24 protein-coding genes are annotated in these 20,802 nt (G+C 63.6%); 13 read left to right on the forward strand and 11 right to left on the reverse strand.

What is annotated here, in order from left to right; all coding sequences use genetic code 11:
* The first annotated feature begins 55 nt into the window (after positions 1 to 55).
* The 6 genes from BM222_RS09590 to BM222_RS09615 all read left to right on the forward strand — a co-directional run bounded on the left by BM222_RS09590 (position 56) and on the right by BM222_RS09615 (position 4,271).
* Positions 56 to 829 (forward strand): HpcH/HpaI aldolase family protein, encoded by a 774-nt coding sequence (locus BM222_RS09590; RefSeq protein WP_092228025.1) that lies wholly within the window; start codon positions 56 to 58, stop codon positions 827 to 829.
* A gap of 98 nt (positions 830 to 927) precedes the next feature.
* Positions 928 to 1,695, forward strand: a complete 768-nt coding sequence (locus BM222_RS09595) for an acyltransferase (RefSeq protein ID WP_092228026.1) — start codon at positions 928 to 930, stop codon at positions 1,693 to 1,695.
* 297 nt (positions 1,696 to 1,992) lie between these two features.
* Positions 1,993 to 2,610 (forward strand): 30S ribosomal protein S4, encoded by a 618-nt coding sequence (gene rpsD, locus BM222_RS09600; RefSeq protein WP_092228027.1) that lies wholly within the window; start codon positions 1,993 to 1,995, stop codon positions 2,608 to 2,610.
* 69 nt (positions 2,611 to 2,679) lie between these two features.
* Positions 2,680 to 2,895 (forward strand): hypothetical protein, encoded by a 216-nt coding sequence (locus BM222_RS09605; protein WP_092228028.1) that lies wholly within the window; start codon positions 2,680 to 2,682, stop codon positions 2,893 to 2,895.
* Between the two features lie 99 nt (positions 2,896 to 2,994).
* Positions 2,995 to 3,183: a type II toxin-antitoxin system RelE/ParE family toxin gene (locus tag BM222_RS41985; RefSeq protein WP_244547074.1), complete on the forward strand. Its 189-nt coding sequence runs from the start codon at positions 2,995 to 2,997 to the stop codon at positions 3,181 to 3,183.
* Between the two features lie 20 nt (positions 3,184 to 3,203).
* Complete coding sequence (locus tag BM222_RS09615; RefSeq protein ID WP_177243106.1) at positions 3,204 to 4,271, forward strand: threonine aldolase family protein; 1,068 nt, start codon at positions 3,204 to 3,206, stop codon at positions 4,269 to 4,271.
* On the opposite strand, the gene BM222_RS09620 is transcribed toward BM222_RS09615, so the two are convergent.
* From BM222_RS09620 to grxD, 4 genes are read right to left on the reverse strand one after another with little or no spacing between them, the layout of a single operon-like run.
* The gene (locus BM222_RS09620) at positions 4,272 to 5,534 is read right to left on the reverse strand and encodes a serine hydrolase domain-containing protein (protein ID WP_177243107.1); all 1,263 of its coding nucleotides are present in this window, start codon (positions 5,532 to 5,534) and stop codon (positions 4,272 to 4,274) included.
* Position 5,535: 1 nt separating this feature from the next.
* Positions 5,536 to 6,822: a serine hydrolase domain-containing protein gene (locus BM222_RS09625; protein WP_177243108.1), complete on the reverse strand. Its 1,287-nt coding sequence runs from the start codon at positions 6,820 to 6,822 to the stop codon at positions 5,536 to 5,538.
* 43 nt (positions 6,823 to 6,865) lie between these two features.
* Positions 6,866 to 7,420, reverse strand: a complete 555-nt coding sequence (locus BM222_RS09630; protein ID WP_092228032.1) for an O-acetyl-ADP-ribose deacetylase — start codon at positions 7,418 to 7,420, stop codon at positions 6,866 to 6,868.
* Between the two features lie 3 nt (positions 7,421 to 7,423).
* Positions 7,424 to 7,750, reverse strand: coding sequence for a Grx4 family monothiol glutaredoxin (gene grxD / locus BM222_RS09635; RefSeq protein ID WP_092228033.1), 327 nt, complete (start codon positions 7,748 to 7,750; stop codon positions 7,424 to 7,426).
* Positions 7,751 to 7,991: 241 nt separating this feature from the next.
* On the opposite strand from grxD, the gene egtB reads away from it, so the two are divergent.
* Positions 7,992 to 9,290 (forward strand): ergothioneine biosynthesis protein EgtB, encoded by a 1,299-nt coding sequence (egtB, locus tag BM222_RS09640; protein WP_177243109.1) that lies wholly within the window; start codon positions 7,992 to 7,994, stop codon positions 9,288 to 9,290.
* Positions 9,291 to 9,340: 50 nt separating this feature from the next.
* Positions 9,341 to 10,312 (forward strand): L-histidine N(alpha)-methyltransferase, encoded by a 972-nt coding sequence (gene egtD / locus BM222_RS09645; RefSeq protein ID WP_177243110.1) that lies wholly within the window; start codon positions 9,341 to 9,343, stop codon positions 10,310 to 10,312.
* A gap of 12 nt (positions 10,313 to 10,324) precedes the next feature.
* Here the strand turns inward: egtD and BM222_RS09650 are convergent, their stop codons facing one another.
* Together BM222_RS09650 and BM222_RS09655 are read right to left on the reverse strand one after the other, a co-directional pair.
* Positions 10,325 to 11,518 carry a low temperature requirement protein A gene (locus BM222_RS09650; RefSeq protein ID WP_177243111.1) on the reverse strand — a complete coding sequence of 398 codons (1,194 nt, stop codon included), beginning with the start codon at positions 11,516 to 11,518 and terminating at the stop codon, positions 10,325 to 10,327.
* A gap of 39 nt (positions 11,519 to 11,557) precedes the next feature.
* A complete protein-coding gene (locus BM222_RS09655) occupies positions 11,558 to 11,794 on the reverse strand; it encodes a BolA family protein (RefSeq protein WP_092228036.1) in 237 nt (78 codons plus the stop codon).
* A gap of 195 nt (positions 11,795 to 11,989) precedes the next feature.
* Between BM222_RS09655 and BM222_RS09660 the strand changes: the two genes are divergently transcribed.
* Positions 11,990 to 12,349: a DUF427 domain-containing protein gene (locus tag BM222_RS09660; protein ID WP_092228037.1), complete on the forward strand. Its 360-nt coding sequence runs from the start codon at positions 11,990 to 11,992 to the stop codon at positions 12,347 to 12,349.
* Positions 12,350 to 12,419: 70 nt separating this feature from the next.
* Here BM222_RS09660 and BM222_RS09665 read toward each other — a convergent pair whose 3' ends face one another.
* Positions 12,420 to 12,593 carry a DUF1328 domain-containing protein gene (locus BM222_RS09665; RefSeq protein WP_092228199.1) on the reverse strand — a complete coding sequence of 58 codons (174 nt, stop codon included), beginning with the start codon at positions 12,591 to 12,593 and terminating at the stop codon, positions 12,420 to 12,422.
* Positions 12,594 to 12,777: 184 nt separating this feature from the next.
* Between BM222_RS09665 and BM222_RS09670 the strand changes: the two genes are divergently transcribed.
* Positions 12,778 to 13,968, forward strand: coding sequence for an acyltransferase family protein (locus BM222_RS09670; RefSeq protein WP_092228038.1), 1,191 nt, complete (start codon positions 12,778 to 12,780; stop codon positions 13,966 to 13,968).
* A 12-nt stretch (positions 13,969 to 13,980) separates the two neighbouring features.
* Here the strand turns inward: BM222_RS09670 and purL are convergent, their stop codons facing one another.
* Positions 13,981 to 16,191, reverse strand: coding sequence for a phosphoribosylformylglycinamidine synthase subunit PurL (gene purL / locus BM222_RS09675; RefSeq protein ID WP_092228039.1), 2,211 nt, complete (start codon positions 16,189 to 16,191; stop codon positions 13,981 to 13,983).
* Positions 16,192 to 16,376: 185 nt separating this feature from the next.
* Between purL and BM222_RS09680 the strand changes: the two genes are divergently transcribed.
* Entirely contained in the window at positions 16,377 to 16,853 is a 477-nt protein-coding gene (locus BM222_RS09680) for a PaaI family thioesterase (RefSeq protein WP_177243112.1), read from the forward strand.
* A 13-nt stretch (positions 16,854 to 16,866) separates the two neighbouring features.
* Here BM222_RS09680 and purQ read toward each other — a convergent pair whose 3' ends face one another.
* The 3 genes from purQ to purC are packed head-to-tail and all read right to left on the reverse strand — an operon-like array spanning position 16,867 to position 18,588.
* Positions 16,867 to 17,568 carry a phosphoribosylformylglycinamidine synthase subunit PurQ gene (gene purQ, locus BM222_RS09685; protein ID WP_092228040.1) on the reverse strand — a complete coding sequence of 234 codons (702 nt, stop codon included), beginning with the start codon at positions 17,566 to 17,568 and terminating at the stop codon, positions 16,867 to 16,869.
* Positions 17,568 to 17,807: a phosphoribosylformylglycinamidine synthase subunit PurS gene (gene purS / locus BM222_RS09690; protein ID WP_092228041.1), complete on the reverse strand. Its 240-nt coding sequence runs from the start codon at positions 17,805 to 17,807 to the stop codon at positions 17,568 to 17,570. Before purS ends, purQ begins: the two co-directional genes overlap by 1 nt.
* 13 nt (positions 17,808 to 17,820) lie before the next feature.
* Entirely contained in the window at positions 17,821 to 18,588 is a 768-nt protein-coding gene (gene purC, locus BM222_RS09695) for a phosphoribosylaminoimidazolesuccinocarboxamide synthase (protein ID WP_172782948.1), read from the reverse strand.
* Positions 18,589 to 18,917: 329 nt separating this feature from the next.
* Between purC and BM222_RS09700 the strand changes: the two genes are divergently transcribed.
* Both BM222_RS09700 and purB read left to right on the forward strand, forming a co-directional pair.
* Positions 18,918 to 19,241: a DUF1476 domain-containing protein gene (locus BM222_RS09700; RefSeq protein ID WP_092228042.1), complete on the forward strand. Its 324-nt coding sequence runs from the start codon at positions 18,918 to 18,920 to the stop codon at positions 19,239 to 19,241.
* A 74-nt stretch (positions 19,242 to 19,315) separates the two neighbouring features.
* A complete protein-coding gene (gene purB / locus BM222_RS09705) occupies positions 19,316 to 20,755 on the forward strand; it encodes an adenylosuccinate lyase (RefSeq protein ID WP_244547075.1) in 1,440 nt (479 codons plus the stop codon).
* Positions 20,756 to 20,802: the final 47 nt, after the last annotated feature.

Raw genomic sequence — 20,802 nt, forward strand, 5'->3', positions numbered from 1 at the left:
GCAGCCGGGGCGCGCTGCTAGGCTGCGCCGTCGTCATCGCGCGCAAGGTCATTTCATGTCGGTCCCCGCAAAGCCGCTCAACCGCCTCCGCCAGATGTGGAACGAAGGCCGCCCCGCCTTCGGTGCGATCGCAACGATCCCGAGCGTGCAGATGGTGCAGATCATGGCGCGCTCGCTCGACTGGATCATCGTCGATCTCGAGCACGGACCGATCGGCCTCACCGAAGCCCATGCGATGATCGCGGCGACGACGGGCACGCCGTGCACGCCGCTGGTGCGGATTGCCGCGAACGAGCCCTGGCTTGCAAAGGCGCCGATGGACATCGGCGCCTTCGGGATCAATTTTCCGATGATCACCAATCGCGACCAAGCCGACAAGGCGGTGCGCAGCGTGCGTTATCCGCCGCGCGGTGACCGCCTCTGGGGCCCCTTCCACGCGCCGTTCCGCTGGGGCCAGTCGATGCCCGACTACATGGCGTCAGCCGACGACGAGATGATCTGCATGATCACCATCGAGCATGTCGAGGCCGTCAACCGCATCGACGAGATCATGGCGACGCCGGGCATCGACGTCGCCGTCATCGGCCCCGGCGATCTCGCCACCTCCATCAACAAGCGCGGTCAGATGGACGATCCGGAATTGCTTGCGCTGATCGCGCGTGCCGAAGCCGGCATCCTCAACAGCGGCGTGCCGATCGGCGGCGTGGCGCGCACCGCCGAGCAGGCCAACCAGCTGATCGACCGTGGCTACCGCGCGATCGCGCTCGGCTTCGACTGGTCGCTGTTCCAGCGCGGCATCATGGCGGCGTTCGACGGCATCAAGCGCTGAACGGTGATCGGCCATTATGGCTTGCCGCGAACGGCAGTGCTGCTAGGGTCGCGGCCGCTCGCCGCCCCTGATGTCAGCCCGCGGGAACCGAAGGAACGATGCGCGGTCAACCCAAGAAAATTTCGCTTCCGCGCCGCCTGATTGTCGACCTCATGCGCGCCTCGATGAGCGTGCCATTCGTCTCGCTCTCCCGGTCACTCAATATCCGCCCCCTGCTGGAGGCGCGCGCGGAAGCGGCGGCGCCCGCCGGCTGGGCCGCGATGTTCGTCAAGGCCTTCGCTCTGGTGGCCCGGGACGAGCCGGTCCTGCGGACCGTCTACGCCAAATGGCCCTGGCCGTCGTTCTATGAGTTGCGCAATAGCGTGGCGTCGGTTGCGATTGCCCGGGTCGAGAACGGGGAGGAATGCGTGATGCCGCAGCGAATCGCAGGCCCGGAGGCCATGACGCTGGCTGCGATCGACGCCGAGATCCGCCGCGCCAAGACGGCGCCGGTCGATGACGTCCCCATGTTCCGCAAGATCATGCGGGTCACCCGGCTGCCCCTGCCGCTGCGGCGGCTATCCTGGGCCGTGGGCCTGAATTTCGGCCGCCAGCGCGGCAATTGGTTTGGCAGCTTCGCGGTGAGCTCGGTATCGGCCTATGGCGGCGGCGAACTCCACCCCATCACACCGGGCCCCTTCGTCGTGAGCTACGGGCTGGTCAAGCCCGACCAGACCATCCATGTGGTGATCCGCTGGGATCACCGGGTTACGGATGCGGCCCCCATCGCCCGGGTCCTGACCCGGCTGGAACACGTCCTGAACACTGAAATCGCTGCGGAATTACGTGCCGCCGGCGCCAAGCCGATCCGGGCGGTCAGGACGTAAGATGCCGTCGTTCCGGGATGGTCCGAAGGACCAGACCCCGGAACCTCGAGATTCTCAGGTGCGCAATTGCGCACCATAGTTCGCCCTGCGGGCGCCCCGGAATGACCGCTAAAGAATTGACAGCGAACCCCAAACTCCCCTAAAAGCCCCCTGCTCGCGGGCCGATTTCGGCCCGCGAAGCGTTTCGCGACCCGTGGTCCTCTCCCTTAAGCTTTGGGGATCGGACCTGTCAGTGCCGGGCTAGCCCGTCACCCAGGAGGGCGCGTTTCCTCAAACCATGCAACCGAAGAGGACGCGATGACTAAGCGCAGTGAGGCGAAGTACAAACTCGATCGCCGTATGGGCCAGAACATCTGGGGCCGCCCGAAGAGCCCCGTGAACCGCCGCGAATACGGCCCCGGCCAGCACGGCCAGCGCCGCAAGGGCAAGCTCTCGGACTTCGGCGTGCAGCTGCGCGCCAAGCAGAAGCTGAAGGGCTACTACGCCAACATCAGCGAGCGCCAGTTCCACGGCATCTATGTCGAGGCCAGCCGCCTCAAGGGTGACACCGGCGAGAACCTGATCGGCCTGCTCGAGCGTCGTCTCGACGCCGTCGTGTACCGCGCCAAGTTCGTCTCTACGATCTTCGCGGCCCGCCAGTTCATCAACCACGGCCACATCAAGGTGAACGGCCGCAAGGTCAACATCTCGAGCTACCAGATCAAGGTGGGCGACGTGATCGAGGTCAAGGAAGCCTCCAAGCAGCTCGCCCACGTTCTCGAAGCGAGCCAGCTCCCCGAGCGCGACACCCCCGACTATCTCGAAGTCGACCACGGCAAGATGACCGCCAAATACGTGCGCATCCCCGGCCTCTCCGACGTGCCGTTCCCGGTGCAGATGGAGCCCCATCTGGTCGTCGAATTCTATTCGCGCTGATATCTGCGCGATCCAATACTCAAAGGCCCCGGTTTCCGGGGCCTTTTTGTTGTGGTAACATCCCACTTGATGTCTCAGACGACCGGCCAGCTCGCCAATATCACTCCCTCGGCAACACCGACGGAAACCGAGCTTGAGGCGTGGGCCAAGCTCCCGCGTGACGAGCAGGTCCGCCGATATCAAGCGCTATTTGAGCAGGCCGATTGCAACACATTCACCTCGGACACGCCGGACGACATCCTCGCTGCAGCGCGTCAACGTGTTGCTCAACGTCGCCATGGCTGAGTATCGGCTGTCGGAGCGTACCCGAGCCGATTTGATCGACATTTACGACTTCAGCGAAGCCGATTCGGCAAATATCAGGCGGAGGCCTACTACGCCGGTTTGATCCGATCCTTCGAACTTCTCGCCGACTTTCCTCTGATCGGTCAGCAAGTGGATGAACTCGCGGCAGGCTACCGACGTTTTCGCTTCCAATCACATCTGATTTTCTACACGGTACGGCCCGACCACGTGGAAATCCGTGCCGTCCTTCACGGCGCGCAAGACATCAGACCACAATTGTTCGACTAGATGAAATGACGAGATCAGCCATGCTCTACACCCCTCCCCCCGTTGATCCCAAGGCGCCGCCGGTGCGCATCAATCTGCTCTCGGACACGCAGACCAAGCCGACGGGTGCCATGCGCGAGGCGATGGCGCGGGCCGAAGTTGGCGACGAGCAGGTCGGCGACGATCCGACCGTGAATGCGCTGTGCGAGCGCGTCGCCGATCTGATGGGCAAGGAGGCGGCCGTCTACATGCCCTCGGGCACGATGTGCAACGTGACAGCGACGCTGGTGCATTGCCGTCCCGGCGACGAGATTCTCGCGCATGAAACCGCTCACATCATCGCCCGCGAAGGCGGCGCGCATGCCGCGATCGGCGGCTTCCAGGTGACGCAGCTCAAAGGCGCCGACGGCCAGTTCACGCCGGAGACGTTCCGCAAGGCACTGCATCCGCGCACGCGCTACCAGCCGACGCAGAGCGTCGTCAGCGTCGAGCAGACCGCCAATATCGGCGGCGGCACGATCTGGAAGAAGGCTGCGCTCGACGAGATCGTCGCGATCGCCAGGCAACATGGCCTCGCCACGCATATGGACGGCGCGCGTCTGTTGAACGCCACGGTCGCGAGCGGCATCTCGCCGCGGGAGATGACGGCGGGCTGGGATTCGGCCTGGATCGACTTCTCGAAGGGCCTCGGCGCGCCGATCGGCGGCGTGCTCGCGGGCACGCGTGCCTTCATTGACGCAGTCTGGCAATGGAAACAGCGCCTGGGCGGCTCGATGCGGCAGGCCGGCGTCTGTGCGGCCGCCTGCATCTACGCGCTCGATCATCATGTTGAGCGCCTTGCCGACGACCACGCCAACGCGCGCACGCTCGCGCGCGGGCTCTCGCAGATATCAGGCATCGAGGTGCAGGAGCCCGAGACGAACCTCGTGTTCTTCAAGCCCGACGGCGCCGGCGTCGCCGGCGACAAGATGGTCGCGGCACTGCGCCAGCGCGGCGTGACGCTCGCGATGATGGATGGCCGCATCCGCGCCTGCACCCATCTCGACGTCAATGCGAGCCAGATCGAGGAAACGATCGGCTACGTCAGAGAGATCGTGCGCACGGCATGATCACCGCCCCATCGCCTGATAGATCAGCGTCTTCAGCGCGAGCTGGATGCGGCCGCGCTGCGACGGGGTCTGCACCATGAAGATCCCGAACAGGTCGTCTTCGGGGTCGATGAAGAAGAAGGTGCCGCCGACGCCATCCCAGCGATATTCGCCAAGCGGCCAAGCGGTGCCTGGTGGCACCGACGTGCGCACGGCGACGCCGAGGCCATAGCCCGAGCTCTCGCCCGGATAATAATTCCTGTCGCGCTCGACATGGGTTTCAGGGCCGACGTGATCGGACGTCATCACCGCGATCGTCTCGGGCTTGAGGTAGCGTCGGCCATCGAGCGTGCCACGGTTGAGCAGCATCTGTGAGAAGCGCGCGTAGTCGCCGATGGTGCCGACGAGTCCGCCGCCACCCGACTCCCATTTCAGTGGCTTCCTGATATCGCGAACCTCCGTCACCGGACTGATCGCGCGATCCTGCGGCATCGGCTCGGCGATCCGCCGCCATTTGGCGGGATCGGCGACATAGAACGCGGTGTCCTTCATCCCGAGCGGATCAAGCAACCGCTCCTTCGCGAACTGGTAGAGCGATTCCCCTGATATCACCTCGATGATGCGGCCGAGCACGTCGGTGCCGTGGCCGTAATCCCAGATCATCCCGGGCTGTTCGGCGAGTGGCAGCGCGGCGATCTTCGCGACGAATTCGGCGTTGGTCCTGTCCTTGCTGTCGAACAGACCGGCATCGGCATAGAGCTTGTTCACCAGGTCTCCGCCATAATAGCCATAGGGGATCCCGGCCGTGTGGCGCATCAAATCCTCGATCGTGACAGGACGATTGAGCGGCTCCAGCTCGAGCGAGACCTTGTTGTCCTCGGCCTTCTTCTCGACGCCGACCTTCATGTCGGCAAAGGCCGGAATGTATTTCGAGACGGGATCGTTGATCGCGAGCTTGCCCTCCTCGACCAGCATCATCGCCAGCACGGAGGTGACCGGCTTCGACATCGAATAGAGCCGGAAGATCGTGTCGGCGCTCATCGAGATCTCGGTCGCGACGTCGCGGACGCCGAAATTCTCGTAATAGACCGGCTTGCCGTGCTGCTGCAGCAACAGGATCGCGCCCGGAATCTTGCCGGTCGCGATCTCGTTCCTGATGTAGTCGGAGACTTTGGCCAGGCCCTCGGGCGTGAAGCTGTGCGCGCGGCCCTCGGAGCCAGCCTGCGCACCGACCACACCCAACCAAAGAACGAGTGCCGCGAAGAGCGCGCGGCGCCCGAACATGTCAATTCTCCATGGATTCATAGACCAGTTGCTTCAAAGTCCGCTGGATGCGCTGGCGCTCGCTCGGGGTCTGCTCCAGCAGCACGAAGAACATGTCCTGCTTGGGATCGATCACGAAATAGCAGCCGGAGGCGCCGTCCCACTTCAATTCCCCGAGATCGCCGGGCGGCGGCGGTTTGGCGTTGCCGGGATCGGTGCGAATGGCGAGGCCCAAGCCGAAGCCGAAACCGTCACCGGGGAAGTAGAAGTAGTCGCGGTCGACGCCGGAGCCTGGCCCGACCTGATCGGTCACCATCAACTTGAACGTCTCGGGCTTGAGGATGGTCTTGCCGTCGAGAGAGCCGCCGTTGAGCAGCATTTGCGCAAAGCGTTCATAATCGGCCATGGTCGTCACCATGCCGCCGCTGGCGAACTGGATCTTCTTGACGACCGTCGGATCGTTGATCCGGCCGACCCGGAAATCGCTGTCGTTCGGCACCGGCTGCGCCAGAAGCTTTTGTTTCTCGGGATCGGTGACGAGGAAGCCGGTGTCAACCATGCCGAGCGGGCCGAGCAGCTTCTCCCGCTCGATATCGAGCAACGGCTTGCCGGCCGCAACTTCCATGACACGCGCCAGAATGTCGGTGGAATGGCCGTATTGCCAGAGTGCGCCCGGCTGATTGTGCAGCGGCAGTTTTGCGATGCGCTCGGCGAATTCGGCGAGGTCGAAATCGCCGGCATAGATGTTGGCGTCACGATAAGCCTTGCGAACGAGACTGTCGCCGTAAAAGCCATAGGTGATGCCCGAGGTGTGGGTCATCAGATCGTGCACATTGATCGGCCGGTTCGGGGGCACCAGCTCGAGCGATCTGGTGCCGTCCTCGGCCTTCTTCTCGACACCGACCTTCACATTGGCAAAGGACGGAATGTATTTCGAGACGGGATCGTCGAGCTTGATCTTACCTTCCTCGATCAACTGCATCGCGGCGACCGAGGTGATCGCCTTGCTCATCGAGAACAGGCGGAAAATCGTCTTGTCGGTGATTGGCGCTTTGCTGACCACGTCCTGCACGCCGAAGGCTTCGTGGTAGACCGCTTTGCCGTGCTGCTTGATCAGCACGGTTGCGCCGGCGATCTTGCCGGTCGCGACCTCGTTCTTGAAGAACTCGCTGATCTTGCCGAGCTTGTCCTGATTGAAATGTGCTCCGGCCGGAATCTCGTAGGTGCCTTCTGCGCGCGCAAGCGACATCGTGCCGAATGATATGAGCGCGCCACAGACCAGCGCACGTAGTCCAGTATGTGAAATCATATTCCCTCCCCGGGACATGGCCGAGCGGAGTGTACTTGCCGCCTCATGAGGCACAAGGGCTGCCGTACCGCGCCAAAGCGTCCGTGTGGAAGGACGCACTCGCCTCCGAGAAGCAACAAAATATCACGTGGCCGACCGTCGGCGCGGCCGGCAGCGCGCCGATCGTGGCTTGGACCGCTATCTTCGCGGCACGCTCGGCAGGAAAGCGATACACGCCGGTGGAGATTGCAGAGAATGCCAGCGAGGTCAGCCCATTGGCCTGCGAGAGCTCGAGCGCACGACGGTAGCAGGAGTTGAGCGCCTCGGCCTCACCGTGTTCCCCGCCATACCAGACAGGGCCGACCGCATGAATCACATTGCGCGCGGGCAGACGATAGCCCTTCGTGATCTTGGCATCACCGGTTGGGCATCCTCCGAGCGTCCGACACTCGGCCAGCAGTTCGGGCCCCGCAGCGTCGTGGATCGCGCCATCGACGCCGCCCCCGCCAAGCAGCGACGAATTGGCCGCGTTGACGATGGCGTCAACGCTCAGCGTGGTGATGTCGGCAACAATGACGTCGAGCTGGACAGCGTCGATCCGGCGCGTCAGCGCCTTCACGGATCAAGCCGCGACGGTGACGCCCTTCTCGGAGAAGAGCTGCTGCAATTCACCAGCCTGGAACATCTCGCGGACGATGTCGCAGCCACCGATGAACTCACCCTTGACGTAAAGCTGGGGAATTGTCGGCCAGTTCGAGAATTCCTTGATGCCGTTGCGCAGTTCGGCGGATTCCAGGACGTTGAGGCCCTTATAGCCGACGCCGATGTGGTCGAGGATCTGGACGACCTGGCCGGAGAAACCGCACTGCGGAAATTGCGGCGTACCCTTCATGAACAGAACCACGTCGTTCGACTTCACTTCGTTGTCGATGAATTCCGCGATGCTCATATTCGTGTCCTTCTGGGGCAGAGCCCCCACCAATTGCTTCGGGCCGGCTCAGCCGATCTAACCCGATACCTGCCTATATATGTAGCCCAAACCGTTGTGCATCCAAAGTAAAATGGCAAAGAGCAGCCCCTGAACATCAGGCTAGGGGCAGCTCCGGCGCCATTACATGATGACACGAATATCATCACTTGGGAGGACTTTCATACCGTAACGGAGCCCCTATCTAGGACGAACCTGGCTTTTGGAACCTGGTCTCGCCAGCAACGTTCTCTTGTCCTGTCTGGAGAAAAACGTGACGAAACAAGCCTCCGCTACGGCCAGTCCGCCGCTTTCGTCACAATCGGCCGCCCCGGATGGCCTCGCCCAGGGGCTGGAGGCCGCATTTCTCGCGGTCCGCAAAGAGACCGAACGCCGGGCCGCACCGCTCTCGCCGGAGGACCAGCAAATCCAGTCGATGCCGGATGCCAGCCCCATCAAATGGCACCGGGCCCATACCACCTGGTTCTGGGAGCAATTTCTACTCGGCGAGCACGCCAACGGCTACCGGCCGTTCCATGCTGATTTCGCGTTCCTGTTCAATTCCTATTATGTCAGCGCCGGCCCCCGTCATGCCCGCAATCATCGCGGCGACATCACCCGGCCCAGCGCCACCGAGGTCGGCGCCTATCGCAGCTATGTCGATGCCGCCGTCGTCAAATTCTTCCGAGAGGCCGGCGAGGACAAGCTCCGCGCCATCGCGCCGCTGGTCGAGGTCGGGCTGAATCACGAGCAGCAGCATCAGGAATTGATGTTCACGGACATCCTGCACGCCTTCGCGCAGAACCCGGTCTATCCGGCCTACGACAAGGACTGGCGCTTTCCGTCCGCAACCCGCGCCGGCAACGACTGGCTGACGCTGAACGAAGGCATCCACACCGTCGGCCATGTCGACGACAGCTTCCATTTCGACAACGAGAAGCCCGCACATCGCGCGCTCGTCGGCCCCGTCAAGATCGCGCGCAACCTCGTCACCAACGGCGAATGGCTCGCCTTCATGCGCGACGGCGGCTACCAGCGTGCGACGCTGTGGCTGATGGACGGTTTCGCCGCGGCGACCAAGGAAGATTGGCAAGCCCCAGGCCATTGGCGCGAGGCCGATGGCGGATGGCAGGTGATGACGCTCGCCGGCCTCAAGCCGGTCGATCCAGACGCGCCCGTCTGCCACGTCAGCTATTACGAGGCCGACGCGTTCGCGCGATGGGCGGGAAAGCATCTGCCGACCGAGATGGAATGGGAGGTCTCGGCACGCGCGGGCCAGCTCAATGATGCCTTCGGCATCGTCTGGCAGTGGACCCGCAGCTCGTATTCACCCTACCCGGGCTATCGCGCGGTCGAAGGCGCGCTCGGCGAGTACAACGGCAAGTTCATGGTCAATCAGCTGGTGCTGCGCGGTTCCTCGCTGGCGACGCCTGGTGGTCACAGCCGCGTCACCTATCGCAACTTCTTCTATCCGCACCACCGCTGGCAATTCACGGGGTTGCGGCTCGCTGATTACGACTAGTTCTCATCCGACGACAAATGCGCGCCGGACAGCGCGTTCAGGAGAGTATCATGAATGTGCACGCCAGCGCTTTGGCCGAAGCCCATCTCCCCGACGAGCAGACCACCGCCTTCGCCCGCGAGGCCATCGAGGACCTCTCGCGGCAACCGAAAAAGCTGTCGCCGAAATATTTCTATGACGCGACCGGATCGGAGCTGTTCGAGGCGATCACGCGCCTGCCGGAATATTATCCGACCCGCACCGAGCTTGCGATCCTGAGGGAGCGCGGCAGCGAGATCGCAAAGATCATTCCCGGGAATGCGGCACTGGTCGAGTTCGGCGCCGGCGCGACCACGAAAGTCCGCCTGCTGCTGAACCAGTCCAAATTCGCGGCCTACGTGCCCGTCGACATCTCCGGCGACTTTCTGCAGGCGCAGGCCACCGGTTTGAAGCGCGACTTTCCCGCCCTCGGCATCTATCCGGTGGCCGCCGATTTCACCACGCCGTTCGAGCTGCCGAAGGCGGTTGCGACAATGCCGAAGGTCGGCTTCTTTCCGGGCTCGACCATCGGCAATTTCGAGCCGCATGAGGCGCAGGCGTTCCTGAGGAGTGCCCGCCAGATCCTGGGCAAGGGCGCGCAAATGATCATCGGCGCCGACCTGGAAAAAGAAGAGCGCTTGCTCCATGCCGCCTACAACGATGCGGCCGGTGTCACCGCACGGTTCAACCTCAATGTGCTGGCGCGGATCAACCGTGAGCTCGGCGGCAATTTCGACCTCTCCGCCTTCGCCCATGGCGCGATCTACAATCACGACCGCCACCGCATCGAGATGCACCTGATCAGCCGCAAGAGCCAGACCGTGCGCCTGCTCGGCACCAGCTTCTCGTTCCGGCCTGGCGAGAGCATCCACACCGAGAACAGCTACAAATACAGCCTTGAGCGCTTTGCCACGCTGGCGCAAGGCGCCGGCTGGCGGGTGCGCGAGAGCTGGATGGACGCAGCAAAGATGTTCTCGGTGCACGCGCTGGAGGCGGCGGAGTAAGGCTCCGGCGCCTTAATGCTCCTCAGCCTCTTCCGGCTTCGATCCGAGCGACACTGATTCCCACACCGCGACGACGATCATGATCACGCTCGTTGCAACCGACAGCCAGAGCGGGGAGAGGTCGGCGGCGAACCACCATAGCGCCAGCAGCAGGATGATGCCGATCCCGTGGGACAGCTGGAGGAAGCCGCGGATCGCGTGCTTGAACAGGATGGTGCCGACAAGGAACACCAGGGGACCACCGATCGTGCTGACGATGGTGCGGACGTCGGAATGACCTGACGGGTGCTTCAGCACCAGCTCGTCCGAGACCGCGGTCAGGATGATGCCGGCGACGATCGGCATGTGCAGATAGGTATAGGCGAGCCGCGCCAGCCGGCCGGATTCGGCTGATTTCGAGATCCGCTCCGAGCCGGCCTCAGCGCCCTTGTGGAAATAGACCCACCACATCGCGATGCTGCCGACCAGCGCCGCGACGAAGGCCAGAATGTTCGCCGCGGTCCAGTCGAGTTCGGCAAAGGTCGCGCCGTTGACGACGACGGCCTCACCGAGCGCGATGATGATGAAGCCGGCGCAGCGCTCGGCCATGTGGCCGCCCTCGACGGCCCAGGCCTCGACCGACGAGAAGCCGAGCTTCGGCACCCAGAAGCGCAACGCGGGCGAGACATATTCAATCGCGAGCGCCGCGATCCAGAACCACAGCCTCTCCTCTCCCTGCGCCAAGCCGCCGACAATCCAAAGCACCGCGGAGCCGCAGAGCCAGACCAGGATGCGGATCGCGTTGTGCCGCACGGCGGTGCGATGGCGCGGCGTTGCGAACAGCCAGAACGCGGTGCGTCCGACCTGCATGACCGCATAGGCGATCGCAAACCACAGGCCACGACCGTCAAACGCGCTCGGGATGGTCGTCGACAGCACGAGGCCGCCGAGCATCATCAGGAAGATCAGGATGCGGACCGGCGTCAGCTCGGGATTGAGCCAGTTGGTGACCCAGGCGGTGTAGACCCACACCCACCACACGGCCAGGAACAGCAGCGTGACCTCGACCGCGCCTGAAGGCGTGAAGTGGTGCAGCAGGGTGTGCGAAACTTGCGTGACGGCGAAGACGAAGACGAGGTCGAAGAACAGTTCGGCATTGGTGACGCGGCTGGGCTGGTTCGGCACGATCACGCGAAACATCGCGCCGCGTGGATTGTCCGCAGCCATCAGCGTCCCCGTCGCGCGATCAGGTCAGGTGCAACCTATTCAAGGACTCGGCACGCCGGTTTGCAGCGCCAGCGCATGCAGCACGCCGCCCATCTGGCCCTGCAGGGACCGGTAGACGATCTGGTGCTGCTGGACGCGGGACTTGCCGCGGAAGGATTCGGAAATCACGGTTGCGGCATAGTGGTCGCCGTCGCCGGCGAGGTCGCGGATGGTCACCTCGGCATCGGGGATCGCTGCCTTGATCATCGCCTCGATATCGTGGGCGTCCATGGGCATTCGGGTCTTGCTCCTGTGTCGTCGGCTCACAGCCTCGGCGTCGAATCGCTTGCCGGGGTCCCCTCGCCGGCAACGCCAAACTTAGCGTGAACGGCCTTCTACGTCACGCCTTCCGGCACTATATCCCTGATCCCATCAGGATAAAGCCACGACAAAGTGCCGCGCGCGGCAGATCGATCGAAAAGGCGTGACATCATGAAGCTTCCAGGCCCTGACCACCCGATCACGATCACCCCAAACCCCCGGCGCATCCGCGTCACGGCGGGCGATCTCGTGATTGCCGAGAGCGCCAAGGCGCTGACGCTGAAAGAAGCCAAATATCCGGCGGTGCAATATCTGCCGCGGGAGGATGCCAACATGGCGCTGCTGGAGCGTACCGCCCGGACCACGCATTGCCCCTACAAGGGCGACGCCAGCTATTACAGCATCAAGGCCGACGGCAAGACGCTCGACAACGCGATCTGGACCTACGAGACGCCCTTCCCCGCGATGACGGAGATATCAGGCCATCTCGCCTTCTACCCGGACAAGGTGAAGATCGAGGAAGTGGGGTAGGCTCGCGCTGCAGCGCCACCGTCATGGCCGGGCGCCGTCCCGGCCATCCACGTTCCTGGCTGCTTGCGCCCTATGCCCTGAAGATCGTGAGCCCGAGGATCAGTAACACCAGGAAGATCACAACGAAGACATAGAACAGGAAACGGGCGACGTCGGCGGAAGCCGCCGAGATGCCCGTGAAGCCGAGCACACCGGCCACGATCGAGATCAGCAGGAAAATCAGTGCCCATTTCAGGATCGTCATCGTCGGCTCCGCAGCATTGGCCACCGCCATCGGCGGCTTCTTACCCGCTTCGGAACGGTAACCGCGTCGTCCGGAACGGGTTCCTAGGGTCACGACAGAAGGTTGTCCCGGCACAAACTACGCTTGCTGAATCGGGTTCCCGGCGGCAAAGTCCGGCCGGTACGGAAGCGCAACCGGGGCGACCATGATGACGATGTCACATACCGCGGCAATCGGCGCCGAGGCGCATGCCGAACCGAAGGCCAAAGCGCGCAATCTGTCGCTCGACCGCGCCCGCACCTTCCTGACCCTGGTGGTGCTGTTGCATCACGCCGTGATTCCCTACACCTATTTCGGCCATACCGACCCGAAGTTCTTCTTCGGCTTCGACATGATCGTGCTGGCCACCGACAGCTTCTTCATGGCGATGTTCTTTTTCCTGTCGGGCTTGTTTGCGTGGTCGGGCATCGCCCGCAAGGGAGCACGGACCTATTTGGCAGATCGCCTTCTGCGGCTTGGCCTGCCGTTCGTGATCTGCGCATTCACGATCATTCCGCTCGCCTATTACGCCATCTCGCTCCGGCACAATCCCGAGATCGGCTTCTCGGAATTCTGGTGGAACATGGTCACGAAGGGCCCCTGGCCGAGCGGGCCGATCTGGTTTCTCTGGGTTCTGCTCGCCTTCGATGTAGTCGCCTGCATCCTGCATCGACTATCGCCCGACCTGCTCGATCCCATCAATCGCCTCTCGCTGCATGGTCGCCGCCGGCCCGCGGCGTTCTTCGCGGTCATGCTTGCCGTCACTGCAGCCTTCTATGTTCCCGGGCTGATGTATTTTGGGCCAAGCAGCTGGTTCGAGTTCGGGCCGTTCTCGGTTCAGCACGGCCGCGTGATGCTCTATGCGAGCTACTTCTTTTTCGGGGCTGGCGTCGGCGTCGCGAATATGGATCGCGGGTTGCTCGCAGCTGACGGCCGGATGGCGAAGGTCAGCTGGGATTGGATGGTCTTGGCGATCGTTCCGTATTGCCTGCTCTGGGTGCTGATCTACACCAAGCGCGAAATACTGGGCAATCCGTCACCGCTGCCGAACTGGTATGAGGGGCTCTATGCCCTATGCTTCGCCGTCTTCAGCGTGGCCATCATGTTTCTGATCCTGGCCTTCTTCCAGAGGTTCAGACAATCGGGCTCGGCCAAGCTACTCGATCCGATGCAGGCGGACGCCTTCGGCATGTTTCTGGTGCACTACCCGATCGCGCTTTGGCTGCAATACTGGCTGTTCGACTATGAACTGCCAGCGATCATCAAGGTGACGATTGGATTCGTGCTGACGGTCGCGTTCAGCTGGGCGCTGACGCGGGCCTTGCGCCAGATCCCCGGGGCAAAGAGGGTCCTGTGATATGAAGGCGGCTTAGGCCGCCTTCCCACCCATATATTCCGGCAGAAAGCGCTCGTGCGACGTCCGCAGGCGCTCGATCGTAACCGGCGTCTCGCCCGCGATCGCGATGGCATCGCCGCCGGTGGTGCCGATCCGCACGCAGGGCACCTCGCAGCCGCGCATCTTGGCGAGCACGCGGCCGGCTTCGGTTTCCGGCACGGTGACGAGATAGCGCGCCTGGTCCTCCCCGAACCAATAGGCCTGCGAGACGAGCGAGGTCGGCGCCGCCAGCAGCTTTGCGCCGATGCCGCCCGCGATCGCCATTTCGGCGAGCGCGATCAGGAGACCGCCGTCGGAGAGGTCGTGCACGGCGGTCGCGGTGCCCGCATGGATCATGCCGCGCACGCAATCGCCGTTGCGCTTCTCGGCGACGAGATCGACCGGCGGCGGCGCGCCCTCCTCGCGACCGCAGATGTCGCGCAGATAGACGGACTGACCGAGCCAGCCATGGGTCTCGCCGACCAGGAGGATCGCTTCGCCCTCCGCCTTGAAGGCGAGCGACGCCGACTTGGTGAAGTCGTCGAGCAGACCGACGCCGCCGATCGACGGCGTCGGCAGGATCGCGCGGCCGTTGGTCTCGTTGTAGAGCGAGACGTTGCCCGAGACGACCGGGAAGTCGAGTGTGCGGCAGGCTTCCGAGATTCCCTTCAGGCAGCCCACGAACTGGCCCATGATCTCGGGGCGCTCAGGATTGCCGAAGTTGAGATTGTCGGTGATCGCGAGCGGCTTGCCGCCGACCGCGGTGATGTTGCGCCAGGCTTCCGCGACCGCCTGCTTGCCACCCTCGAACGGATCGGCCTCGCAATAACGCGGCGTGACGTCGACGGTCAGCGCCAGGCCCTTCGGCCCGTCTTGCACGCGCACGACGGCGGCGTCGCCGCCGGGGCGCTGCATGGTGTTGCCGAGAATGACGTGGTCGTACTGCTCCCAGACCCAGCGCTTGCTGCACATGTCGGGCGTGCCGATCAGCTTCTCCAGCGCAGCGCCGAGCGCCATCGGCGCGGGCACCTCGCGCGCATGCACGACCGGCAGCGCGGCTGACGGGACATGCGGCCGGTCATAAAGCGGCGCCTCGTCGCCGAGCTCCTTGATCGGCAGATCGGCCATGACGTCGCCGCCATGCTTGACCACGAAGCGCTTGCTCGGCGTGGTGTAACCGACCACGGCGAAGTCGAGGCCCCACTTCCTGAAGATCGCCTCGGCTTCCTTTTCCTTCTCGGGCTTGAGCACCATGAGCATGCGCTCCTGGCTCTCCGAGAGCATCATCTCATAGGCGCTCATGCCCATCTCGCGGGTCGGCACCGCGTCGAGATCGAGATCGACGCCGAGGTCGCCCTTGGCGCCCATTTCCACTGCAGAGCAGGTCAGACCCGCCGCGCCCATGTCCTGGATCGCGATGACGCAACCCTTCTCCATGATCTCGAGGCAGGCTTCGAGCAGCAGCTTTTCGGCGAAGGGATCGCCGACCTGCACGGTCGGGCGCTTCTCCTCGGATTTGTCGTCGAACTCGGCCGACGCCATCGAGGCGCCGTGGATGCCGTCGCGGCCCGTCTTGGAGCCGAGATAGACGATCGGCATGTTCACGCCGGAGGCCGCCGCATAGAAGATCTTGTCGGCATCGGCGAGGCCCACCGCCATGGCGTTGACCAGGATGTTGCCGTCATAGCGGGTGTGGAAACGCACCTGGCCGCCGACCGTCGGCACACCAAAGGAATTGCCGTAACCGCCGACACCGGCGACGACACCGGAGACCAGATGCCGCGTCCTGGCATGCTCGGGCGCACCGAAGCTCAGCGCGTTCAGGCAGGCGATCGGGCGGGCGCCCATGGTGAACACGTCGCGCAGGATGCCGCCAACGCCTGTCGTCGCACCCTGATAGGGCTCGATGTAGCTCGGGTGGTTGTGGCTCTCCATCTTGAAGACCACGGCCTGGCCGTCGCCGATGTCGATGACGCCGGCGTTCTCGCCCGGTCCCTGGATCACCCAGGGCGCCTTGGTCGGCAGGCCCTTGAGATGGATGCGCGAGGATTTGTAGGAGCAGTGCTCGTTCCACATCGCCGAGAAGATGCCGAGCTCGGTAAAGGTCGGCTCCCGCCCGATCAGCTTCAGGATGCGCTCGTATTCGTCGGGCTTGAGCCCGTGGGCGGCAACCAGTTCGGGGGTGATCTTGGGTTCGTTCTTCATGGATTTTGGGCTTTCGGCGGACGTTTGGCCGTTCTTAGGAACATCGGGGGCTCTCGAAAAGCCCTTTATGGCGCATTTTCCCGCCGTCCCACGTTTTGCAGGCGGGGTCGGCGGCAATCCGGAATTGCAAGGCGCTTACGGATCGGATTTAAGGGCCAAAGACCCGTCATTGAAGGCCTATTTCCTTGCACGAACTGACCAAAGCGACGACGCCCCGCCGGCCCGACCTCCACATCGCCACCGAAGGGGAATTTGAGGGCTGGCGGACCTGGATTCGCGACAGTTTTGAGTCTCATGTCGGCCCCTTCTGGCATCGGATCGAGCCCGACGGCGGCGTCCGCTGCGCCTTCCGGGTCGAGAAAAAGCACCTCAACGGCTCCGGCAACGTCCACGGCGGCTGCTACATGGCGTTCGCGGACTACTCCCTGTTCGCGATCGCCACCCATGTCCTGGACAGCAGGGCCGTGACGACCAATTTTGCCTGCGAATTCCTCGACGCGGCCCGGGAGGGCGAACTGATCGAATGCACCGGCGAAGTCAGCCGCGCCGGCGGTTCGCTGATCTTCCTGCGCGGCAAGATGATGTCAGGCACGCGGCAATTGTTCACGTTTTCAGGCACGATCAAGCGGGTGAAGCGGAAGGCGACCGAGGCCACCGCATAGCTTCAACGCGAGATCACGCCGCCTTTTCCAGATGCGCGGTGAGGCCGGCGAACAGGCCGCGGCCGTCGGTGCAGCCCATGATGTCTTCGACGTGGTTCTCGGGATGCGGCATCATGCCGAGCACGTTGCCCTTGTCGTTGACGAGGCCGGCAATCGAATGCGCCGCGCCGTTGATGTTGTGGCTTTCATCAACCAGGCCGTCGGCAGAGCAGTAGCGATAGAGCACCCGCCCCTCACCCTCGATGCGCTTGATGGTCTCTTCATCCGCCTCGTAATTGCCTTCGCCATGGGCCACCGGCACGCGGATCACCTGGCCGGCATTGTAGCCGCGGGTGAACGGCGTATCGGAACGCTCGACGCGCAGATGCACGTCCTTGCAGATGAATTTCAGCCGCGCATTGCGCATCAAGACGCCCGGCAGCAGGCCGGATTCGCAGAGGATCTGGAAACCGTTGCAGACGCCCAGCACGAGGCCGCCCTTGGCCGCATAGTCGCGCACCGCGTCCATCACGGGCGCCCGCGCCGCGATCGCGCCACAGCGCAGATAATCGCCATAGGAGAAGCCGCCCGGCACCACCACGAGGTCGGTGCCCGCAGGCAGCGACGTCTCGGCGTGCCACACCATCGCGGGCTCGTGGCCCGAGATCAGCTTCAACGCCCGCGCCATGTCGCGCTCGCGATTGATTCCGGGAAAGACGAGGATGGCGGCTTTCATCAGAGCAACTCGACCCGATAGTTCTCGATCACGGTATTGGCGAGCAGCTTGTCGGCGGCCTCCTTCAGCGCGGCTTCCGCCTTGGCCCTGTCGGCGCCGGCGAGCTCGATGTCGAACACCTTGCCCTGCCGCACGCTGGCGACGCCGTCGACGCCGAGCGATTTCAGTGCGCCTTCGATGGCCTTGCCCTGCGGATCGAGGATGCCCGTCTTCAGGGTAACGGTAACTCGTGCCTTCACGTCATCTTCCTCTTCAGCTCTTCACCAGCACCGGACCCGTGCCCTGCGGACGCTCGTTCTCCATGAGGATGCCGAGGCGCTTTGCCACTTCCGTGTAAGCCTCGAGCAGGCCTCCAAGGTCACGGCGGAAACGATCCTTGTCGAGCTTCTCGTTCGACTTGATATCCCACAGACGGCAGCTGTCCGGCGAGATCTCGTCGGCGACGATGATGCGCATCATCTCGTTCTCGAACAGGCGGCCGCACTCCATCTTGAAGTCGACGAGGCGGATGCCGATGCCAAGGAAAAGGCCGGTGAGGAAATCGTTGACGCGGATGGCCAGCGCCATGATGTCGTCGATCTCCTGGGGCGTGGCCCAGCCGAACGCGGTGATGTGCTCTTCCGACACCATGGGGTCGTTGAGCTGGTCGTTCTTGTAATAGAACTCGATGATCGAACGGGGCAGCTGCGTGCCCTCTTCGATGCCGAGGCGCTGCGACAGCGAGCCGGCGGCAACATTCCGCACCACCACCTCGAGCGGCACGATCTCGACCTCACGAATCAACTGCTCGCGCATGTTGAGACGGCGGATGAAATGGGTCGGCACCCCGATGTCGTTGAGGTGCTGAAACAGGTACTCCGAGATCCGATTGTTGAGGACACCCTTGCCCTCGATCACCTGATGCTTCTTCGCATTGAACGCGGTGGCGTCGTCCTTGAAGTGCTGGATCAGGGTGCCGGGCTCCGGGCCTTCGTAAAGAACCTTTGCCTTGCCTTCATAAATGCGACGCCGACGGCTCATTGGGATGTACCGTGTTTTGTTGAAATCCATGTATTGGTGTGCTCCGGTTACCAGGTTACGACCCACAGCGGAGCTGCCGTGAACGGCCTGGAACCCATCAATTTCCCAAAGAAAACCCGAGGAAACAGAACGGGAACCGAGCCTTCAGGCAACCTATCCGATTGGCTGTCCCAGCACAATCGATCCGGCCCTTCCGACGCTGACTTATACCGCCTTGCCTGCGGCTTTTCGGCTCGTTGTTTCGCCGATCCTGCCCTCTATCTAGGCATGCGTGGGGGTCCTCGCAACGAGGGTCACCACGGCCAGAGACCGAAGGAATCGGACGACGCATGAGCGAATTCGACAAGCGCGAAGAAGGCTTTGAGAAGAAATTTGCCCTCGATGAGGAGCAGAAATTCAAGGCGGAAGCCCGCCGCAACCGGCTGCTGGGGCTGTGGGCGGCCGAAAAGCTCGGAATCACGGGCGATGCCGCCACCGCCTACGCCAGGGAGGTGGTCGCGGCCGATTTCGAGGAGGCCGGCAACCGCGGCGTCCTGCGCAAGCTCGTGGCCGATTTCGCTGCTGGGAATGTGGCCGTCACCGAGCAGGCGATTCGGACCAAGATGAGCGAGCTGATCGCGGTCGCGGCCGCCGAGGTGAAGGCCGGGAAGTAAGCTTGACCGCGGGCGGCGGATGGCGATCCGCCGCCCGCCCTCTCGGGCTTGCAGCCGGCTCCTGGCAATGCCAAATGGGCGGCATGTCCCAGGATCACATCTCTAACGTCCTCGCCCAACGCTATGCCTCGCCCGCGATGCGCGCCATCTGGAGTGGCGAGGGCAAGGTTCGCCTCGAACGCGACTACTGGATCGCCGTGCTGAAAGGCCAGCGCGATCTCGGTATCCCGGTCCCCAATGGCGTGATCGAAGCTTATGAGCGCGTGAAGGATCAGGTCGACCTCGACTCCATCATGCGGCGCGAGCGCATCACCCGGCACGACGTCAAGGCTCGAATCGAGGAGTTCTGCGATCTGGCCGGTCACGAGCACCTGCACAAGGGCATGACCAGCCGCGACCTCACCGAGAACGTGGAGCAGCTGCAGGTCTACCGCGGGCTGCAGCTGATCGAGACCAAGAGCATCGCCGCGCTCATTCGCTTCGCCAAACACGCCAAGCAATTGCGCGACATGCCGTTCACGGCGCGCACGCACAACGTGGCGGCGCAGGTCACGACGCTGGGCAAGCGCATCGCCATGTTCGGCGAGGAGATGCTGGTGTCGCATCAGAGCCTGGTTGGCGTGCTCGACACTTATCCCGCGCGCGGCCTGAAGGGCGCGGTCGGCACAAGGCTCGACCAGATCACGTTGTTCAATGGCGATGCCGGCAAGGCGCGTGCGCTCGAAAAGCAGATCCTCAAGCACCTCGGCCTGCCCAAGAGCTTCGATGCGGTCGGCCAGGTCTATCCGCGCAGTCTCGACTTCCGCGCCGTCAGCGTGCTCACCGAGCTCGCCAGCGGGCCCGGCAATTTCGCCAAGACGTTGCGCCTGATGGCAGGCCATGAGCTCGCCAGCGAAGGTTTCGCCAAGGGCCAGGTCGGCTCGTCCGCGATGCCGCACAAGATGAACAGCCGCTCATGCGAGCGCATCAACGGCCTGCATGTCGTGTTGAAGGGCTATCTCGCGATGGCCGCGGGCCTTGCCGGCGACCAGTGGAACGAAGGCGACGTCTCCTGCTCGGTCGTTCGCCGCGTCATGCTGCCCGATGCCTTCCTCGCCATGGACGGCCTGCTCGAGACCCTGCTCTCCGTGCTCGACCAGATGGAAATCTTCGATGCCGTCGTCGCGACCGAGCTGAATCGCTATCTGCCCTTCCTGCTCACCACTACTGTCATGATGGAGGCAGTGAAGAAGGGCGCCGGCCGCGAAGGCGCGCATGAAGCGATCAAGGAGCACGCGGTCGCGGCCATCCGAGACCTGCGCACCGGCACATCAGTGCAGAACGACCTGCTCGAGCGCCTCGCCGCCGATCAGCGCCTCGGCCTGAGCGAAGCCGAGCTCAGCCAAGTGCTCGAGCACGGCCGTGCCAATTCAGGCGATGCCGGCGCCCAGGTCGACTATTTCGCCGAGCAGGTCGATGCGCTGGCGAAGGCGAAGCCTGAGGCGGCAAAGTACACGCCCGGCGCGATCCTGTAAGCGAACACCTGGCTCTCTCCGTTCCCTCCCCCTTGTGGGGGAGGGTC

It is taken from the genome of Bradyrhizobium sp. Gha, assembly GCF_900113735.1.
GTDB lineage: Bacteria > Pseudomonadota > Alphaproteobacteria > Rhizobiales > Xanthobacteraceae > Bradyrhizobium.

Bases quoted from the DNA above. Each gene is read 5' to 3' on its own strand.
- BM222_RS09590 (WP_092228025.1), top strand. From the start codon at position 56: ATGTCGGTCCCCGCAAAGCCGCTCAACCGCCTCCGCCAGATGTGGAAC.
- BM222_RS09595 (WP_092228026.1), top strand. From the start codon at position 928: ATGCGCGGTCAACCCAAGAAAATTTCGCTTCCGCGCCGCCTGATTGTC.
- rpsD (WP_092228027.1), top strand. From the start codon at position 1,993: ATGACTAAGCGCAGTGAGGCGAAGTACAAACTCGATCGCCGTATGGGC.
- BM222_RS09605 (WP_092228028.1), top strand. From the start codon at position 2,680: ATGTCTCAGACGACCGGCCAGCTCGCCAATATCACTCCCTCGGCAACA.
- BM222_RS09615 (WP_177243106.1), top strand. From the start codon at position 3,204: ATGCTCTACACCCCTCCCCCCGTTGATCCCAAGGCGCCGCCGGTGCGC.
- BM222_RS09620 (WP_177243107.1), bottom strand. From the start codon at position 5,534: ATGTTCGGGCGCCGCGCGCTCTTCGCGGCACTCGTTCTTTGGTTGGGT.
- BM222_RS09625 (WP_177243108.1), bottom strand. From the start codon at position 6,822: ATGATTTCACATACTGGACTACGTGCGCTGGTCTGTGGCGCGCTCATA.
- grxD (WP_092228033.1), bottom strand. From the start codon at position 7,750: ATGAGCATCGCGGAATTCATCGACAACGAAGTGAAGTCGAACGACGTG.
- egtD (WP_177243110.1), top strand. From the start codon at position 9,341: ATGAATGTGCACGCCAGCGCTTTGGCCGAAGCCCATCTCCCCGACGAG.
- BM222_RS09650 (WP_177243111.1), bottom strand. From the start codon at position 11,518: ATGGCTGCGGACAATCCACGCGGCGCGATGTTTCGCGTGATCGTGCCG.
- BM222_RS09655 (WP_092228036.1), bottom strand. From the start codon at position 11,794: ATGCCCATGGACGCCCACGATATCGAGGCGATGATCAAGGCAGCGATC.
- BM222_RS09660 (WP_092228037.1), top strand. From the start codon at position 11,990: ATGAAGCTTCCAGGCCCTGACCACCCGATCACGATCACCCCAAACCCC.
- BM222_RS09665 (WP_092228199.1), bottom strand. From the start codon at position 12,593: ATGACGATCCTGAAATGGGCACTGATTTTCCTGCTGATCTCGATCGTG.
- BM222_RS09670 (WP_092228038.1), top strand. From the start codon at position 12,778: ATGATGACGATGTCACATACCGCGGCAATCGGCGCCGAGGCGCATGCC.
- purL (WP_092228039.1), bottom strand. From the start codon at position 16,191: ATGAAGAACGAACCCAAGATCACCCCCGAACTGGTTGCCGCCCACGGG.
- purQ (WP_092228040.1), bottom strand. From the start codon at position 17,568: ATGAAAGCCGCCATCCTCGTCTTTCCCGGAATCAATCGCGAGCGCGAC.
- purC (WP_172782948.1), bottom strand. From the start codon at position 18,588: ATGAGCCGTCGGCGTCGCATTTATGAAGGCAAGGCAAAGGTTCTTTAC.
- BM222_RS09700 (WP_092228042.1), top strand. From the start codon at position 18,918: ATGAGCGAATTCGACAAGCGCGAAGAAGGCTTTGAGAAGAAATTTGCC.
- purB (WP_244547075.1), top strand. From the start codon at position 19,316: ATGGGCGGCATGTCCCAGGATCACATCTCTAACGTCCTCGCCCAACGC.